The following is a 16,666-nucleotide window of genomic DNA, read 5'->3' on the forward strand; positions in this document are numbered from 1 at the left end:
GTCTCGACCGAGTCGGTGACACGGCTCAGGATGTCGGGGCCGGCCACGAGCCGGTCGATGACGACCGCGATGTCGTGCTTGTAGCTCTTCTTCAGGGTCGGCGGCTCGGCGAGCTGGATGAGTTCGCCGTCGACGATCGCACGCGCGTAGCCCTTGGCGCCGAGCTCTCGGAAGAGGTCGACGAACTCGCCCTTCTTCTGGGAGACGACCGGGGCGACGATCTGGTAGCGCGTGCGATCGGGGAGATCCATCAGCTGGTCGGCGATCTGCTGGACCGTCTGGCGCTGGATGACCTCGCCGCACTCCGGGCAGTGCGGGACGCCGATGCGCGCCCACAGCAGGCGCATGTAGTCGTGGATCTCGGTGATCGTGCCGACCGTAGAACGTGGATTGCGGTTCGTCGACTTCTGGTCGATGCTGACCGCCGGGCTGAGCCCCTCGATGAAGTCGACGTCGGGGCGATCCACCTGGCCGAGGAACTGACGCGCGTAGGCGCTCAGGGATTCGACGTAGCGGCGCTGACCCTCGGCGAAGATCGTGTCGAACGCGAGGCTCGACTTGCCGGAGCCGGACAGTCCGGTGAACACCACGAGCGAGTCGCGTGGGATGTCGAGGTCGACGTCCTTGAGATTGTGCACGCGAGCGCCGCGCACGCTGAGATGACCGGTGGAGCCGGGCTTCGGGGCGGCGTGGGACATGGCGTTTGCGGGCACGACGACAGGGACAATGGGCACCAGACAAGTTTAGGCGGGGCCTCCGACACTGGGCCCGCGGGGTGTTCGCCGGTCGCGAAGGGATGCCGCAAAAGCGGGATGCCGCGGGGCACAGGCCCCGCGGCATCCGCTCGGTCACGGCCACAGCCGCGACTGACCTCCGCTACTTGACGGTGACGACCACGGTCTCGCTCGTCGACGGCTTGACCGTGTCGCTGCCCGAGTACACGACGTGCAGGAGGTGGTCTCCCTTGCCGAGCTTCGGGAGCTTGAACTTGATCACCCCGTTGCTCGCCGCCGTGAGAGTCCCCGTCGCGATCGCCACCTCTCCGTCGTAGACGGTGATGTCACCCGTCACAGGAGTCCCCCACTGCGCGGTGACGGTGGTCTCGTACTGGATGACGCCGTTGCCCTTCGAGTTGGCGAGCGTCTTGTTCGGAAGGCCGACAGTGGTGCTGTCAGCCTTGTCGATCGTCAGCGGCACCAGAACCGAAGTCCCCGTCTTGGCACCCGTCAGCGTCAGTGTGACGTTGCTGCCGGGTGTGAGCGTGGTGGGGAGGACGACCGAGACCGGAGCCGTGCCGAGGTTGTCATACGGATCGGTTCCCAGCGCGGTCGTCACCGGCGCCGTGCCCAGGACCGCGCCGTCGAGTGAGACGACGATCTCGCTGTCCTTGACATCGGCGGGCGTCGACATCGACCACGACTTCACGTCGAGTCCGACGGTGGCGCCGAGGTCGTACGCAGTCGGTGAGCCTGCAGGGAAGCCCACCTCCACGGCATGCTGCGCGTAGTCGACAGCGAGCGGGGTGGTCGATGCGAAGGCCGCCATGTAGTCGACCATCGCGGCGAGATCCACTTTTCCGGTGTCTCGCTTGCCCACGCCGTTGGCCAGCTCGCGGAAGTTGTCGCCTCCGGAGGCCAGGAACGAGTTCACCGTCACGGAGTAGCCGGCCGCCAGGTCGATGGGCTGGCCGTTCAGCCACATGCCCGTGATCGTGCCCTTCGGAGCGGTGACCGGATCGAGCGACTCGTTCTTGTTCGGCGTCGCAGGATCGTCCTGCTGCGCTTCGGTGACGACCCTCTGCGAGTAGGTGTACGTGAATCCGTCGGAGACGCCGAGGCGAAGGTACGGACGCGTCGGAATGCCGTTGTAGATGGTGCGCTGCCACTGCTGCTCCAGCACCGTCTTGATCTGAGCGCCGGTGAGGGTCATGTTGACGAGCGTGTTCGCGAAGGGCTGGACCACCGCGGCCTGCTTGTACGTCAGCGTGCGCGGGTAGCTCCCGTCGCCGGGGTCGCTGCCTTTCATGTCCTCGCGGAGACCGCCCGGGTTCATGAAGGCGATCTGGGTTGCGCCCGACTCGGGGTTCGCCGTAGCCCACCGCTGCACTTCCGCCACGAGGTTGCCGAGCGTCGACTCGCCGCCGCGGTTCTCATTCGGGAGACCCGTCGTCGGGTTGGTCGTGCTCAGCTGAGCGCGGTTGAAGGCGCCGCTGACCTTGCCGAGGGGCTGTGCGCCGAGGACGTCCGCCTGATCCTTCGCCGCCTTGACGATGGGCACGACGTCGGGATCGGCCGGGTATCCCGCGATCGCCAAGATGTCCTGCGACTTCGCCGTGACGTCGCCACTCTCGTTGACGCTGAACACCAGGCGGTTGAGGCTCGTGCCGTATTGGCCTGCCGATACGACCGGACGCTCGGTGACCGCCCGCCCCTGCCAGGCCGGCACGGGGAACGAGCAGTTGTACGCGAGGTGGGTGTGGCCGGAGACGATCGCGTCGACATCCGGCGAGATGCCGTTGATGATGTCCGCCCACTTGCCCGATTCGCGCATCGTGGCGCAGTTCGTCGAGGGTGCGCCCTCGTGCACGAGCATCACGACGATGTCGGCGCCCTGCGAGACGAGGTCAGCGGCTTCGGTGTTGACAGTGTCGACGATTCCCTTGACTTCGATCCCGCTGATGCCGGCCGGGCTCACCAGCGATGGAAGCTCTTCGGTCACCGCTCCCACGAAGCCCACCTGGAATCCGTTCATCTCCTTCAGCCAGGTGGCGGGGACGGCATCGTTGCCGGTGGCCTTCACCTTGAGGTTCGCCGCGATGTAGTGCCACTGCGCGCCGCCATAGGGATTGTCGACGGCGTCATAGGGAGCCATCACGCGGTTCACGAGATCGTCGTAGCCCTGATCCAGTTCATGGTTTCCGACCGCGGAGACCTCCAGCCCGGCTGCATTGAGGGCGTCGATCGTGGGCTTGTCGTGCTGGATGAACGACTCGAAGGTCGACGCGCCGATCAGATCGCCCGCGGCGGCGAACACCGTGTTCGGGTTCGCGGCACGGAGCTGCTTGACGGCACCGGCGAGCTTCGCCGCGCCCGCCTGGGCCCCCTCATCGAGGATGCGGCCGTGGAAGTCGTTGGTCGCGAGGATCTGAATATCCGTTGTCGCCGCTTGAGCGGGAGGTGCGGCGACCAGACCCGCGCCGAGCGCGACTGCTGTGGTGAGTGCTCCGACCGCAAGCCTGCGGCGGCGCGGGGACTGGTCAGGGTGTGACCGAGCGCGCATGTTTGTTCCTCTTCGTGTCGGGTGGACAGGACCCTCGGCACGGCGGGATGCATGGGGTCTCGAGACAGAGCCTAGGAAATGCCTGGGGGTCTGCCTAGGGAATGAGAAGAAGTTCACACAACCGTGTTGCCGGCGACCACTCCGGGACGCAGTGTCACCGACGCGCACACGCCGTTCCACTGGCGACCTGGGGGGGAATCAGGATCGCGAGAGTGCCTCGTGGCGCTCTCGTCCGCCCGCGAACGGGCTGAGGCCGTCTCGGAGGGCCGCGAGGGCCGCCGCATCCATTCCCGTCCGCTCCATGATCTGACCGGGAACCTCGAGTGCCAGCGTGCGCAGCGACCGGCCCTCCTCGGTCAGCGCGATGTCGAGCACGCGCTCGTCGCCCACCCGGCGGGAGCGCGTGATGCGACCCTGCGCCTCGAGCCGCTTGACAAGAGGCGAGAGGGTCGCCGGCTCCATGGCGAGGGCATCCGCCAGTTCGGTCAGCGAGCGGGGCGAGACCTCCCACAATGCGAGCATCACCAGGTATTGCGGGTGGGTGAGTCCGAGCGGCTCGAGCACCGGACGATACAGCGCCACGACATTGCGTGCGGCGGTGACCAGCGCGAAGCACAGCTGATTGTCGAGCAGGAGGAGGTCATCCCGAGTATCCATGAAGTGATCCTATCGTGCGCGAATAGTTAGTACACTAAGGATATGGCTTCCGAAGACCCTCTTCCCGAACAGCGTCGACTGCGTGAGCGCGTCCTTGACGCCGGGGGCTGGTACGCCTGGATCAACGCGAACCTCATCCGTCTGGCAGGCCCGGCGTCGGTGGGTCCCTACGAGACGACCGCCGCCCCGACGGTCGAGGAGCGCGCGGAGAAGGCGTGCCCGCTGTGCGGGCACCCGATGACGGCCCACACCTTCGACCGCAGTGGCCCCAAGCCGCTCATGCACTGCCCCTGAGGACCTGCCGGAGCAGATCCCCGTCCGGTGCACGATGCCGCGGCTCAGGCGTGGCCCGCGCGCTCCATGGCGCGCAACTCCTTCTTGAGGTCCTGGACCTCGTCGCGGAGCCGGGCCGCGAGCTCGAACTTGAGCTCGGCGGCCGCCGCGAGCATCTGGTCGGAAAGATCGCCGATCGTCGCCTCCAGTTGATCAGCACCCTCGGCGGCAATGCCTTCCCGGCGCAGCCGGGGCGTGGGCGACTTGCCCTTGCCGGACTTCGAGTGCAGTGCATCCTTGCGCGAGAGCAGTGCCTTCGTGTCCGAAGCCTCGCGTGCGAGCACTTCGGTGATGTCGGCGATGCGCTTGCGGAGCGGCTGCGGGTCGATCCCCTTCTCGAGGTTGTAGGCGATCTGCTTGTCGCGGCGCCGATCGGTTTCCTCGATCGCGTTGCGCATCGAATCGGTGACCCTGTCTGCGTACATGTGCACTTCGCCCGAGACGTTTCGTGCGGCACGGCCGATCGTCTGGATGAGGGACGTGCCCGAACGCAGGAACCCCTCTTTGTCGGCGTCGAGGATCGAGACGAGCGACACCTCGGGCAGGTCGAGTCCCTCGCGGAGGAGGTTGATGCCCACCAGCACGTCGTAGACGCCGGCGCGCAGCTCGCTGAGCAGCTCGACACGGCGCAGCGTGTCGACGTCTGAGTGCAGGTAGCGCACGCGCACCCCGTGCTCGCCGAGGAAGTCGGTGAGCTCTTCGGCCATCTTCTTCGTCAGTGTCGTGACGAGGACGCGCTCGTCGCGTTCGGTGCGGAGGCGGATCTCTTCGAGCAGGTCGTCGATCTGGCCCTTGGAAGGCTTGACGATGATCTGCGGATCCACCAGACCGGTCGGCCGGATGATCTGCTCCACGATGCCGTCGGCGATTCCCATCTCATAACGGCCCGGAGTGGCCGAGAGGTAGACGGTCTGCCCCACGCGCTCCTTGAACTCGTCCCAGCGCAGCGGACGATTGTCGAGGGCGCTCGGCAGGCGGAAGCCGTGCTCGACGAGTGTGCGCTTGCGTGAGGCATCCCCCTCATACATGGCCCCGATCTGCGGAACGGTCGCGTGCGACTCGTCGATCACCATGAGGAAGTCGTCAGGGAAGAAGTCGAGCAGCGTGTGCGGCGGGGCACCCGGCTCACGGCCGTCGAGGTGCCGGGAGTAGTTCTCGATCCCCGAGCAGAAGCCGAGCTGCTGAAGCATCTCGAGATCGAACGTCGTCCGCATGCGCAGTCGCTGGGCTTCGAGCAGCTTCTGCTGCGACTCGAGCTCTTTCAGACGCTCCTCGAGCTCATGCTCGATGGTGCCGATGGCCCGCTGCACCGTCTCGGTGCCCGCGACGTAATGCGACGCAGGAAAGATCGGCACGGAGTCCAGTCGCTGGATCACGTCGCCGGTCAGCGGATGGAGCACGTAGAGGGCCTCGATCTCATCGCCGAACATCTCGATGCGGATCGCGTACTCCTCGTACACCGGGATGATCTCGATCGTGTCGCCCCGGACGCGGAAGTTGCCCCGAGAGAAGTCGACGTCGTTGCGGTTGTACTGCATCGCGATGAACTTGCGGATGAGGGCGTCGCGGTCGTAGCGCTCCCCCACCTGCAGCGCCACCATCGCGCGCATGTACTCCTCGGGCGCACCGAGGCCGTAGATGCACGAGACCGTGGAGACGACCACGACGTCTCGGCGGCTGAGCAGCGAGTTCGTCGTCGAGTGGCGCAGACGCTCGACTTCGGCGTTGATCGAGGAGTCCTTCTCGATGAAGGTGTCTGTCTGAGGGACGTAGGCCTCGGGCTGGTAGTAGTCGTAGTAGCTGACGAAGTACTCGACCGCATTGTTCGGCATGAGCTCGCGGAACTCGTTCGCCAGCTGTGCCGCGAGGGTCTTGTTGTGGGCCAGCACCAGGGTCGGACGCTGCACGGCCTCGACGAGCCACGCCGTCGTGGCGGACTTGCCCGTGCCCGTCGCGCCGAGCAGAACGACGTCGGTTTCTCCTGCGTTGATGCGCGCCGCCAGCTCGGCGATCGCCTGAGGCTGATCGCCGCTCGGCTGGTAGTCGCTGATGACCTCGAACGGTCGTACGGATCGTGTGGTCTGCACCCATCAAGCGTAGGCGGGGCCACCGACATCGGGGCGGGCGAGGGGGCCACCGACATCAGGGCCGGCGACGGTGTCGCGGTCAGCGGGCAGCGCGCCCCGTGATGAGCTCCGGCATCCGCTCCCACAGGTCGTCGGTCTGCCGCAGTGTGTCGTCTATGGTCCCCGACGTGTCGATGACGACGTCGGCGATCGCGAGACGCGCGTCGTCCGATACCTGTGACGCGATGCGGGCCGCGGCATCCGGCTCGCTCATCCCCCGGAGCTCGACCAATCGGCCCTTGCGCATCTCGGCGGGTGCGTGCGCGACGACGATGAGCTCCCATGGGTCGCTCCTGCGTGATTCCACGAGCAGCGGAACGTCGTAGACCACGACAGCGGCGGCGTCGGCCGAGAGGGCCGCCGCGAATCTTCGAGCGGACTCGAGACGCACCGCCGGGTGGACGATCGCGTTGAGCCGGCCCACGGCATCCACGTCGCCGAAGACGCGCGCTCCGAGCGCCGGACGATCGAGCGACCCGTCCGGGGCGAGCATCGAAGCCCCGAACTCGGCGGCGATGTCGGCGAGAACGGGGGATCCGGGCTGCTGCACGTCACGCACGATCTGATCGGCGTCGACGATGACCGCTCCGCGTTCGGCCAGCCGCGCGGCGATGGTGGACTTGCCCGAGGCGATGCCACCGGTGAGTGCGACAAGAGGCATGCAACGAGGATGCCACGTCTGCGCGTTCGGGACGGGGAGAACGGCTAGAAGCCGAAGTCTCCGCCTCCGCCGAAGTCGCCTCCGCCGAAGTCGCCACCGCCCCAGCTCGCACCGCCGTCGCCGCCCCAGCCGGAGGCATCTCCACCGGCGTCCGCGGCGCCATCCGCACCCGCGTCACCGCCCCCGGCATCCGCGCCATCCTGGTAGCCCGCATCGTAGGCGAAGCCGGGTGCCATGAACGAACTCACGATCGCGGACCCGATGACATAGCCGGCGACGGTGCCCAGCAGCGATCCGCCGACCATCGAGCCGAAACCGGGACTCTGCCGCCCGCGGGTGCCCAGCGTGCGCTCCATGAACCCCGGGTTCATGTACTCGGCGCGGGTCGCGGCACGGGCGAGGGTCTGGGGATCGGCGGCTCGGGGCTGCTCATACGGCGGGAGTCCCGCCTTGAGGTCGGCCAGCACTTGCTGTCGCTGCGCCGGCGAGAGCTTCGAGAACGCCTCGGCGTGCACCTGCTCGATCGTCTGGGGCGGAGCGGTGCGAAGCAGGTAGCGGTACCGCTCGATCGCGAGCTCGTCCTCGCTCTTCGGCGGCTGTGTGCCGGGCTGCGAGGATGCTTGCGCGGCCCCGGTATATCCGGGCTGGCCGTAGGCGGGCTGACCGTACGGGTTCTGTGGAAGAGGCGGAGCCTGTCGGCGCGAATTGTCGGTGCCGAACAGCCGGTCCAGGAATCCCATCATGTCCTCCGAAGTCTGTGGGGATCTCTCACGCTATATCGCGTCGCTCGGAACGGTCTGTGGATGCGATCTGCGCGAGGGCCTCACGGAGGGCCGCTCGAGGCGTCTGCCCTGAGATTCTCTCGCGCACCGTCAGCTGCGAAGCGCCCTCGCCTCGCTCACCCATCGGTGATAGGAGTCCCACGGGTCGACTCCCCCGCCGACGCTCTCGATGTGGCACTGCAGACGCTCGGAGTGCTCGAACCACTCGGTCCTTCCGAACCGCTCGGCGGCGAACTCACCGTGCCGCTGCTGCTCGAGCCTGCGGTCGCCTCGCTCGAGCGCCAAGAGGTCGTCGTGCCAGATCGCGGCGAACCGCTGTCGCGGGTTCGAGGTCGTGCCGATCTTCACCCTGTCGGCGTACCCCAGGTAGTAGACGACATCGACTCGGGGCGGCGGCAGCTCGCCGTCGATCAGCTCGCCGTGCCGCCACTCGCACGTCGCGCAGAGCCAACCGGAGGGGTACCGGATGCCGAGTCGCGATCCGCAGAGCCGGCAGGGCGAGGGAAGGGCGTCCGTCACGCCGTACGTCGACGCCGCCCAGTCGGCCGCTGCGGCGAGGTGGCGCTCGCAGAGCGGGAGCGGAGCATCGAGCGGCACCGGGCCGCGGCATCCGTCCCCGACCAGGCATGCCGTGGCAGGTGTCGTCACCTTCGCAGACTACGAGCAGCCGCCGACACCAGGGCTTTCGCATGCGAGGGCAGACGGCGAAAGGGCCGCCACCCGAAGGTGACGGCCCTTTCGTGAACCCGACCGCGGGAAGCGGTCAGAGCCGGATCAGCGACCCGAGAGCTTCTCGCGCAGAGCGGCGAGGGCCTCGTCGTCTGCCAGCGTGCCGGCGGGGCCGCTGTCGGACGAGAAGGACGACGCACCGGTCTCGACCGGAGCAGCAGCCTCGGCCTCGAGAGCCTTGGCGACGGCAGCCTTGTGCGCCTCCCAGCGACCCTGGGCAGCGGCGTACTCCTGCTCCCACTGCTCGCGCTGCTCGTCGAATCCTTCGAGCCACGCGTTGGTCTCGGGGTCGAAGCCCTCGGGGTACTTGTACTCCCCGAGCTCGTCGTACTCCGTGACCATGCCGTAGAGAGCCGGGTCGAACTCGGTGCCGTTGGGGTCGACCGACTCGTTGGCCTGCTTGAGCGACAGCGAGATGCGACGACGCTCGAGGTCGATGTCGATGATCTTGACGAAGACCTCTTCGGCGACCGACACGACCTGCTCGGCGAGCTCGACGTGCTTGCCCGAGAGCTCGGAGATGTGCACGAGGCCCTCGATGCCGTCGGCGACGCGGACGAACGCACCGAACGGAACGAGCTTCGTGACCTTACCCGGGGCGACCTGGCCGATGGCGTGCGTGCGGGCGAAGACCTGCCACGGGTCTTCCTGCGTCGCCTTGAGCGACAGCGAGACGCGCTCGCGGTCGAGGTCGACCTCGAGGATCTCGACGGTGACCTCCTGGCCGACCTCCACGACCTCGGACGCGTGCTCGATGTGCTTCCACGAGAGCTCGGAGACGTGCACGAGGCCGTCCACGCCGCCCAGGTCGACGAACGCACCGAAGTTGACGATCGAGGAGACCGTGCCCTTGCGGACCTGGCCCTTGTGCAGGTTGTTGAGGAACGTGGTGCGCGACTCGGACTGCGTCTGCTCGAGCAGGGCGCGGCGCGACAGCACGACGTTGTTCCGGTTCTTGTCGAGCTCGAGGATCTTCGCCTCGATCTCCTGGCCGAGGTACGGCGTCAGGTCGCGGACGCGGCGCAGCTCGATGAGCGAGGCCGGGAGGAAGCCGCGGAGGCCGATGTCGACGATGAGGCCACCCTTGACGACCTCGATCACGGAGCCGGTGACGACACCGTCGTTCTCCTTGATCTTCTCCACGTCGCCCCACGCACGCTCGTACTGCGCGCGCTTCTTGGACAGGATGAGGCGGCCCTCCTTGTCCTCCTTCTGGAGAACCAGGGCTTCGACCTCGTCGCCGACCTTGACGACCTCATTGGGGTCGACGTCGTGCTTGATCGAGAGCTCACGCGAGGGGATGACGCCCTCGGTCTTGTAGCCGACATCGAGGAGGACCTMGTCGCGGTCGATCTTCACGACGGTTCCTTCGATGAGGTCGCCGTCGTTGAAGAACTTGAGGGTCAGTTCGACCGCAGCCAGGAAGTCCTCAGCAGATCCGATGTCATTGATGGCGACCTGCTTGGTGGCCGGGGCGGTCGTTGCGGTAGTCATGTAGTGGGTTGTCCTTGTTGGGTTGGTTTTCTCGGGCTTCCACCGCGATCCGGCCGCGGGAGCGCGAACGGATGCCTCGATGGAAGCGAAGCGGATTGTTTTGGTGCGAGTCACCGTGAGTCAGGCGCGAAGCCGGAACCCGGGCGTGGCGATATAGCCACACATGTGACACTTCAGGGTATCAGAAACGCGGGGGGAACCGGCGGTCCGATGCCACCTCCCGAGCCCTCATTCGCTCAGCGTGGGAGCTGAATCGGCGACGTGGGTGTTCGGTCCGGGTCGAAGCGCTCGGCACCAGGGCTCGCGGACTCACCGCGAAGCTCGGCAAGCCTCTCCCGCTCTCGGCGGTGCGCGTCGGCGAGCCAGTCGCCCTGGGTCTGGCGGGCCGATGGATCCTGCCGGGGAGTGGACAGCTCCTCGAAGCCGGCTGGCACCGGCAGCGGCGGCGGCGGAGGGGCCGGCGGTCCGGCCGGCGTCTGCGCGGCAGCCGGACTCGGCTCGGGACCGCCCCCGATCGACCCGCGAAGCCCCGCCTGCTGGATCACCCGCTGGATGGTCAGCCCGCGCCGATCCGGATCACCGACGAAGCGGATCTCGCGGAGCCCCTGCGCCTGCGCGGCTGACTCGAAGATGAAATGGCCGAAGCCGAAGATGCGGCCGATCACCGGCTTGTGCACCGAGATGTCCAGGATGCGCGCCAGGGGCATCGTGGCGATGCTCTGCGACAGGATGCCGTGCACGCGGAACACCCGCATGTTCGTGATGACGAAGCGATCGGCCTTCTGCTCGAGGATCCGCCACCCGGCGTGCGCCATCACGCCGCAGCCGAGCGCAACGGCGACCCACCACGGCAGCGGCGGCACAGCCAACGAGAGCAGGAACAGCAGGAGCACGCCGGCCACGAGCTCGAGCACCGCCGCGACAGTCGCCGCCCAGTGCTTGCGCACCTCGTCGATCACCACCTCGCCCTGGTCGGCGATGAGGTGCTTTTCGATCCGCGGATCGAGAAGGGTCATCAGCTGATGAGCGCCACGAAGAAGTCCACGATGGCGACACCGGCGCCCCAGAGCGCAGCGATGACGCCCTGAACGGCACCCGCGGCATCCTGCGGCTTGGTGACGAGGTAGAAGACGGCGAACGCGATGACGAGCCCGATGATGACGCGCTTGACGATTTTCACGCGTGGGGTCCTTTCAGGTCGAGGATCAGGGATCGATCCCCGGAACGCAACGCCTCCTCTTTATATCGTGGGCAGGGATGATTCGCGGCAGGCACGCGGGGAGCGCCCGGATCCCCGCCGATACGCAGGCACCCGTTGACACCGGATGCCGAGCACTCCACGATTGCGGTCAACACGACGGCTGACCAAGGAGTCTGATGACGTCCTCCCTCGCACGGTCCGCGGCGCGCAGATGACGGCGCCCTCTGCCACCGGCATGCCGCTGCGGGACTACCGCGTGCATCGCTACGTGAACGCCTTCTGCCCCCGCTGCCACGAAGAGGATCCGGAGCGCCCGCTGTCGGAGGTGCGGCGTCTCTCCGGCTGGCTCGCCGTGCGCGACACGCGGGTCTGGCTGGAACGCGGGTGCCCGGATCACGGGCTCGTACGCACTCTCTACGACGAGTCTGCCGAGATCCTCTCCTATCTCGAGCAGTGGACGGCGCCGACGAAGGTGCACGGCCCCGACGCCGCGGGCAACTTCAAGCCGGTGCCCTCGGCCTATGAGGACGGCCTCCCGCAGATGCAGACGCAGCACACCTGCATCCTTCTCGAAGACCTCACCGACCACTGCAATCTGCGGTGCCCCACGTGCTTCGCGGAATCCGGCCCGCAATCCACCGCGGTCGCCCCACTCGCCGCTGTTCTCGCATCGGTAGACGCCCGGCTCGAGAAGGAGAACGGCCGACTCGACGTCCTGATGCTGAGCGGTGGCGAGCCCACGCTCTACCCCTGGCTCGAGCAGCTGCTCGATCACCTGGTGGCGCGACCCATCGTGCGGATCCTCCTCAACTCGAACGGCCTGCGCATCGCCCAGGACGACGAGTTCGTGGCGACGCTGAAGCGACACCGCGAGCGCGTGGAGGTGTACCTCCAGTACGACGGCGAGAGCGCGCAGTCTGCCAAGTATCACCGCGGCGCCGACATCCGCCGGTTCAAGCAGCGCGCAGTGGAGCGACTGTCGGAAGCGGGCGTCTTCATGACCCTCACCATGACGGCGGCGCTCGGCGTCAACGACGACGAGATCGGCGCCGTGATCCGGCGTGCGATGGCGACGCCGTACGTGGGCGGAGTCACGATCCAGCCCGTTTTCGGTTCTGGCCGCTCGAGCGGCATCGACCCGGATGACCGCCTGACGCACACCGGCGTGCTCGCCCGTCTGGGGCCGCAGACCGATGGCCAGGTCAGCTGGACCGACCTCACCGCACTGCCGTGCAGCCATCCGCATTGCTGCTCGGTGGGCTACCTGCTGCGCGATGACGCCGGTGACTGGAAGTCGCTCACGACGCTCATCGGCCATGATCGCCTGAAGGAGTTCCTCGACCTCGAGCCCGAGCTGCTCGCCAACCGGATCGCCGACAAGTCCGTGAGCAAGGCGCTTCGTGATGCCGTCAAGGGCTCGCTGCTCGACCTGCTGAGCGAACAGTCGTCGCTGTCGCATCCGTCGATGGGCACCATCTGGCGCGACATCTGCCAGAACTGCGACCTGGGCATCGGCACGCTCACCGCGCTGGCCACCTCCACCCTTCCCGGACAGCACCAGCGCCTCCGCCGGATGATGGGCGAGCGGGTGCTGCGCGTCACGGTGAAGCCGTTCATGGATATGAACACGATGATCGAGGAGCGGCTGACGCAGTGCTGCGTCCACGTCGCCACCGTCAATGCGACGACCGACGCCCACCAGTGTGCGCCGTTCTGCGCCGTGCAGGCATGGGCCCCGCTGTCGCGCACTCGCATCTCGACAGCGACGGGCGGGCGCCGGACACTGCCGCTCACGGTGCCGGCATGAGCGGGCAGGACTTCTCGCATCTCAATCGCTACGACGAGGGAGTCGGCGACCCCGCTGCGCCGTTCGACCCGCTGCGCCTCTGCGTCTACGCCACCGTCGCCCTGCTGGCCGTGCTGCTCGGTCCGATCGCCCTGCTCGGCTTCGCTCTGCTCGCGATCGCCGGCTACGCGCGGGCGCGCCGGGAAGGCCTGCTCCGCTCGCGCTGCAAGCTCGGCGACACGCGGCTCGTGCTCGCGTACCTCATCGTGCTCGCCGCCGCAGCCGCCATCATGATCCCGTTCTGGGTCGGGTTCTGGATCGATCGGCTGCTGTGAGCCGTGTTCCCCACTCTGCAGGACCTCTTCGGGCTCCCCTTCGCGGTCGACACGCACTCGGCGTTCGTGGCGCTCGGGATGGGCGTGGCTGGGCTCCTGTTCGTCATCGAATCGCGCCGGCGAGGGCAGAGGGACGAGCGGGTCGTGTACCTCGTTCTGGGTGCAGTGGCGGGCGCGGCGATCTTCATGCGCCTCGGCACCTGGGCTCAGCACCTCGATCCGACCCGGAATCTCGGACTCGTGGAGCAGCTCGCCTATGGCAACGCGTCGATGCTGAGCGCACTCGTGGGCGCCTGGCTCGGCGTGCACGCGGCCAAGCGCATCGTTCGATATCCGCTGCGCACCGGCGATCTCTTTGCTCCCGCCGTGGCCGCAGGCCTCGCCATCGGACGGATCGGATGCCTTCTCACGGAGAAACCGGGCACTCCGACGGGCGCCGACTGGGGCATCGTCCTCGATGCGGAGGCCGCGGCCCGCCTCGCCGCCCCGGCGGGCGTTCCGCTGCACCCGAGTTTCGTCTACGAGATCGTCTTCCACGCCGTCGCGTTCGCGGTGCTGTGGTTCTGGCTTCGGCACCGGCCGATCGCATCCGGGGAGACGCTCACGATCTATATAGGCGCCTACGCGCTCTTCCGCTTCGCCGTCGAGTTCGTGCGGGGCAATGAAGTGGTCTGGCTCGGCCTCACTCGGCCGCAGCTGTTCCTGCTCGTGACGATCCCGCTGCTGCTGGCCCGCATCGCGGTGCAGGCCTCGCGCGGCGCATACACCCAGCCAGAGAGGATGCCCATTCGTGGACGAATCGCCTGAACCGACCGACGAGCCGGTGCCGGGGCGCGATCCCAGCCCAGAGCCCGAGCCCGACCAGAAGTCTGGGCCCGACCAGAAACCGGTCGGTGATGCGAGTCCGTCGCCAGCGGGTGTGGATCAACCGCCCCCGGATGCGAGCAATCCGCGAGCCGACTGGGCGCCGCCGGCGGCGGGGCCGGTGCCGCCCCCAGGCGCGGCCGCCCCTCCGCCAGGCGCGGCCGCCCCTCCGCCAGGCGTGGCCGCCCCTCCGCCAGGCTCGGCCGCCCCTCCGCCAGGCTGGTCAGGCACACCGCCGAGCGGCGGCTGGCCGGCGCCTCCCCCGCCAGGGTGGTCGGCGACGCCGCCTCCGGGCACCGCCCCGAAGGAAGGCCGGTTCTCGGTGCTCGCGGGCATCCTCGTCGGCATCGGGGCATTCATCGTGAGCGCCATCGTCGGGGTCGGCATCGTGATCGCCTCCCTTGGGGCCACCTACAGCGGAAACGGCATGGTGTCGCTGGTGGGGCTGGCCGTCACGTTCCTCATCGCACCGATCGTGGCGATCGTGATGCTCTTCCGACCCCGCCTCCGGCCGGGCGCCGCGGGCATGCTCATCGTCTTCGCGGCGGGCTGGATCCTGCTCGTCGGCCCCTGCGTCGCACCCGCATTCGTCGGCTACCCGGCCTGAACCGGCGGGCGCGCCGGCTCAGGGGCGCAGGAGCACCTTGGTCGCGCGGCGCTCATCCATCGCCGCATACGCCTCGGCCGCCTCGCTGAGAGGCAGTTCCAGATCGAACACGAGACCGGGCTGAATCGCACCGGAGCGCACATCGGGCAGCAGCTCCTCGATGTAGCCGCGCACCGGCGCCACTCCCCCGTTGACGCCGACATTGCGACTGAACATCGACCGGATGGGCAGCTCCGGACCCCCGTTGGGCACGCCGACGTAGCCGACCATGCCGCCCGGTCGCGCCGAACGGAGTGCCTGGTCCATCGACTCCTTCGTCCCGACGCACTCGAGCACGCGGTCTGCGCCGATGTCGTCGGTGAGCTCCTGCACCCGGGCGATGCCGGCATCCCCTCGCTCCTCGACGATGTGCGTCGCGCCGAACTGCCGTGCGAGAGCCTGCCGCTGCGGGTGCCTCGACATCGCGATGATCGTGGTCGCTCCGAGGCGCTTGGCGGCGATGATGGCGCAGAGCCCGACGGCGCCGTCACCGACAACGGCGACAGAGTCGCCGGGGCTGACCCCCGCCGAGACGGCCGCGTGGTGGCCGGTCCCCATCACGTCGCTGAGCGTCAGGAGTCCGGGGATCTCGTCGTCGCCCACCGGGCCCGGCACGACCGCGAGGGTGCCATCGGCCAGCGGCACGCGGATGCGCTCGCCCTGACCGCCGTCCGCGAAGCCGCCGAAGCGATCGTCGCTGCCCCACCAGCCGCCGGTGAGGCACGAGGTGCTCACGCCGTTGCGGCAGTTGAGGCACGTGCCGTCGCACACGTAGAAGGGAGCGATCACGAAGTCGCCCGGCCTGATGACCTCGACCTGCGGCCCGACCTCCTCGACGATCCCGACGAACTCATGTCCGATGCGATGGGGCTCCTCGGTCTTCGTGACGCCGCGATACGGCCACAGGTCCGAGCCGCACACACACGCCGCGACGACGCGCACGATGGCGTCGGGACCCGTCGAGAGGACGGGATCGGGAACTTCTTCTACACGGATGTCGCGCTCGGCGTGGATGACGGTGGCCAGCATGCTTCGAGCCTAGAGCGGCCCGGGGTCACCTCGGACCGGTCCCGTCACTCCGCGAGCGACCGCAGTGCGTCGGCGATCGGCGCATCGCCCGCGCCGAACCGGATCGTCTGCCCGATCGTGGCGGCGGGATCGTCCAGGGCGGCGACCATCACCGCGGCTACATCCGCTCGGGAGACCTCACCCGCTCCCGAGGGATCGATCGTGATGCGACCCGTCGGCTCGTCCAAGGTGAGGGTTCCGGGCGCGAGGATCGTCCAGTCCAGCCCGCTCGCGCGCAGGTGCTCGTCGGCGGCGAGCTTCGCGTCGGCGTAGGCGAAGAACGGGTTCTCGGGCGCTACGCCGTGGCCCTCCTTCGAGCCGATCCACGACACCATGACGTAGCGGCGCACGCCCGCGGCGCTCGCGGCATCAATCGATCGCATCGCAGCGTCGCGATCCACGGCGTACGTGCGGGCGGGATTGCCGCCGCCGGCGCCGGCGGCCCACACCACGACATCGTTGCCGCTCACGAGATTCGTCAGCTGGTCCACATCGAACGTCTCGATGTCGGCCACGAGTGGTGTCGCACCGGTCGCCGCGACGTCAGCCTCGTGGTCTCGATTTCTGATGACCGCCGTCACGGTGTCGCCCTGGGAGACGAGCAGCGGCTCTGAGAGCAGGGCGAGCCGGCCGTGGCCGCCGATGATCAAGATCCTCGCCATGCGGAGCTCCTTCGGTTTCGGCCAGCGTAGTCGCCTCATCGTC

The 16,666-nt window shown here is 68.1% G+C and carries 16 protein-coding genes and 1 pseudogene; 5 read left to right on the plus strand and 12 right to left on the minus strand.

Going from position 1 to position 16,666, the window contains the following annotated elements:
• The 3 genes and pseudogenes from AC1DP3_RS15390 to AC1DP3_RS15400 form a co-directional block, all read right to left on the minus strand.
• Positions 1-698 (minus strand): annotated as a pseudogene (locus tag AC1DP3_RS15390) (excinuclease ABC subunit UvrA); the annotation flags it as partial.
• A gap of 178 nt (positions 699-876) precedes the next feature.
• Complete coding sequence (locus AC1DP3_RS15395) at positions 877-3,279, minus strand: 5'-nucleotidase C-terminal domain-containing protein (protein WP_477294768.1); 2,403 nt, start codon at positions 3,277-3,279, stop codon at positions 877-879.
• Positions 3,280-3,477: 198 nt separating this feature from the next.
• Positions 3,478-3,936, minus strand: coding sequence for a MarR family winged helix-turn-helix transcriptional regulator (locus tag AC1DP3_RS15400; RefSeq protein WP_477294770.1), 459 nt, complete (start codon positions 3,934-3,936; stop codon positions 3,478-3,480).
• Between the two features lie 42 nt (positions 3,937-3,978).
• Here AC1DP3_RS15400 and AC1DP3_RS15405 point away from each other — a divergent pair, with 42 nt between their 5' ends.
• Positions 3,979-4,230 carry a hypothetical protein gene (locus tag AC1DP3_RS15405; protein WP_477294772.1) on the plus strand — a complete coding sequence of 84 codons (252 nt, stop codon included), beginning with the start codon at positions 3,979-3,981 and terminating at the stop codon, positions 4,228-4,230.
• A gap of 44 nt (positions 4,231-4,274) precedes the next feature.
• On the opposite strand, the gene uvrB is transcribed toward AC1DP3_RS15405, so the two are convergent.
• The 7 genes from uvrB to AC1DP3_RS15440 all read right to left on the minus strand — a co-directional run bounded on the left by uvrB (position 4,275) and on the right by AC1DP3_RS15440 (position 11,241).
• Entirely contained in the window at positions 4,275-6,356 is a 2,082-nt protein-coding gene (uvrB, locus tag AC1DP3_RS15410) for an excinuclease ABC subunit UvrB (RefSeq protein WP_477294773.1), read from the minus strand.
• 79 nt (positions 6,357-6,435) lie between these two features.
• Positions 6,436-7,056, minus strand: a complete 621-nt coding sequence (coaE, locus tag AC1DP3_RS15415) for a dephospho-CoA kinase (RefSeq protein ID WP_477294775.1) — start codon at positions 7,054-7,056, stop codon at positions 6,436-6,438.
• A gap of 44 nt (positions 7,057-7,100) precedes the next feature.
• Positions 7,101-7,799 carry a hypothetical protein gene (locus tag AC1DP3_RS15420; RefSeq protein WP_477294777.1) on the minus strand — a complete coding sequence of 233 codons (699 nt, stop codon included), beginning with the start codon at positions 7,797-7,799 and terminating at the stop codon, positions 7,101-7,103.
• Between the two features lie 129 nt (positions 7,800-7,928).
• On the minus strand, positions 7,929-8,486 hold the full coding sequence (locus tag AC1DP3_RS15425; RefSeq protein WP_477294779.1) for a GIY-YIG nuclease family protein: 558 nt from the start codon (positions 8,484-8,486) through the stop codon (positions 7,929-7,931).
• A gap of 126 nt (positions 8,487-8,612) precedes the next feature.
• Positions 8,613-10,061 carry a 30S ribosomal protein S1 gene (rpsA, locus tag AC1DP3_RS15430; RefSeq protein ID WP_477294781.1) on the minus strand — a complete coding sequence of 483 codons (1,449 nt, stop codon included), beginning with the start codon at positions 10,059-10,061 and terminating at the stop codon, positions 8,613-8,615.
• 236 nt (positions 10,062-10,297) lie between these two features.
• Positions 10,298-11,077 carry a PH domain-containing protein gene (locus tag AC1DP3_RS15435; protein ID WP_477294782.1) on the minus strand — a complete coding sequence of 260 codons (780 nt, stop codon included), beginning with the start codon at positions 11,075-11,077 and terminating at the stop codon, positions 10,298-10,300.
• Complete coding sequence (locus AC1DP3_RS15440; RefSeq protein ID WP_477294784.1) at positions 11,077-11,241, minus strand: hypothetical protein; 165 nt, start codon at positions 11,239-11,241, stop codon at positions 11,077-11,079. Before AC1DP3_RS15440 ends, AC1DP3_RS15435 begins: the two co-directional genes overlap by 1 nt.
• Positions 11,242-11,473: 232 nt before the next feature.
• On the opposite strand from AC1DP3_RS15440, the gene AC1DP3_RS15445 reads away from it, so the two are divergent.
• The 4 genes from AC1DP3_RS15445 to AC1DP3_RS15460 all read left to right on the plus strand — a co-directional run bounded on the left by AC1DP3_RS15445 (position 11,474) and on the right by AC1DP3_RS15460 (position 14,854).
• Complete coding sequence (locus tag AC1DP3_RS15445; RefSeq protein WP_477294786.1) at positions 11,474-13,069, plus strand: radical SAM protein; 1,596 nt, start codon at positions 11,474-11,476, stop codon at positions 13,067-13,069.
• On the plus strand, positions 13,066-13,383 hold the full coding sequence (locus AC1DP3_RS15450; protein ID WP_477294788.1) for a hypothetical protein: 318 nt from the start codon (positions 13,066-13,068) through the stop codon (positions 13,381-13,383). Before AC1DP3_RS15445 ends, AC1DP3_RS15450 begins: the two co-directional genes overlap by 4 nt.
• A gap of 3 nt (positions 13,384-13,386) precedes the next feature.
• Complete coding sequence (locus AC1DP3_RS15455; RefSeq protein ID WP_477294790.1) at positions 13,387-14,190, plus strand: prolipoprotein diacylglyceryl transferase; 804 nt, start codon at positions 13,387-13,389, stop codon at positions 14,188-14,190.
• Positions 14,191-14,569: 379 nt separating this feature from the next.
• Positions 14,570-14,854, plus strand: a complete 285-nt coding sequence (locus tag AC1DP3_RS15460; protein WP_477294792.1) for a hypothetical protein — start codon at positions 14,570-14,572, stop codon at positions 14,852-14,854.
• Positions 14,855-14,872: 18 nt separating this feature from the next.
• On the opposite strand, the gene AC1DP3_RS15465 is transcribed toward AC1DP3_RS15460, so the two are convergent.
• Together AC1DP3_RS15465 and AC1DP3_RS15470 are read right to left on the minus strand one after the other, a co-directional pair.
• Positions 14,873-15,922 carry a zinc-dependent alcohol dehydrogenase family protein gene (locus tag AC1DP3_RS15465; RefSeq protein WP_477294794.1) on the minus strand — a complete coding sequence of 350 codons (1,050 nt, stop codon included), beginning with the start codon at positions 15,920-15,922 and terminating at the stop codon, positions 14,873-14,875.
• A 44-nt stretch (positions 15,923-15,966) separates the two neighbouring features.
• Complete coding sequence (locus AC1DP3_RS15470) at positions 15,967-16,623, minus strand: SDR family oxidoreductase (RefSeq protein WP_477294795.1); 657 nt, start codon at positions 16,621-16,623, stop codon at positions 15,967-15,969.
• Positions 16,624-16,666: the final 43 nt, after the last annotated feature.

The sequence above is a fragment of the Microbacterium sp. P5_B6 genome (assembly GCF_056400345.1).